This is a genomic window from Streptomyces beijiangensis (assembly GCF_017315755.1).
GTDB classification, from domain to species: domain Bacteria; phylum Actinomycetota; class Actinomycetes; order Streptomycetales; family Streptomycetaceae; genus Streptomyces; species Streptomyces beijiangensis.
Map to the genome: position 1 here is coordinate 1 of NZ_JAFLRJ010001602.1, position 326 is coordinate 326.

1 protein-coding gene is annotated in these 326 nt (G+C 69.0%); it reads right to left on the minus strand.

Going from position 1 to position 326, the window contains the following annotated elements:
- The coding region (locus J0695_RS42865) for an ISAs1 family transposase (RefSeq protein ID WP_206970187.1) at window positions 1–310 on the minus strand (310 nt) is incomplete at its 3' end.
- Between the last annotated feature and the right edge of the window lie 16 nt (window positions 311–326).

Sequence of the window (326 nt, forward strand, 5' to 3'; positions counted from 1 at the left end):
CGCTCCACGGGATCGACCGGCACGCCTCCCACAACGCCGGCTGGTTCCGCTTCACCACCAGCACGAAGTGCGCGCCCATCTCCTCCACCAGCACCTTCGCCGTCTCCACCTGCGTGTGTAGTGCGTCCGCCGTCACTACCACCCCCTGTAGGCCGAGCACCGACAACAGCGGCGCCAGCGCCGGGATCTCGTTGCTTTTGTCCGCCACCCGCTGCTGCGCGACCAGCGCCCCGTCCTGTGCCATCGCACCGATCACCGTCACCGCGACCGACTCACTGGTGCCAGACCCGCGCAGCACCTTTCCGTCCACCGCCACCGTCTCCAGG